Origin of the sequence: Marimonas arenosa (genome assembly GCF_030848945.1) — a bacterium.
Lineage (GTDB): Bacteria > Pseudomonadota > Alphaproteobacteria > Rhodobacterales > Rhodobacteraceae > Marimonas > Marimonas arenosa.
In genome coordinates this window covers 1-208 of the sequence record NZ_JANHAX010000036.1, presented here as the reverse complement: position 1 = coordinate 208, position 208 = coordinate 1, and the positions used below count along the sequence as shown (strand labels likewise).

Sequence of the window (208 nt, the reverse complement as noted above, 5' to 3'; positions counted from 1 at the left end):
AAGACCTTCATATGTACTGTACTTTTCAAACCAATCATGCTTAATTAAAGCCTGGGTAAACTTTAAAAGCTTAGGAGGATATAAATGTTCTGAATCCTGTAAAATGCGATAACAATTGTCTTTAAACTCCTCAAAAGTTTGCTGAGAAAATAGATGCCAATTCTTGATGAGTAAAAAATCATAGTAAACATCCACAATAATAGGCGAG

General features: G+C 32.2%; 1 protein-coding gene. It reads right to left on the bottom strand.

Annotated features, from left to right (window positions below; all coding sequences use genetic code 11):
* A partial coding sequence (locus NO357_RS21375) for an ACP phosphodiesterase (RefSeq protein WP_306737789.1) occupies positions 1-208 on the bottom strand: 208 nt, incomplete at both ends.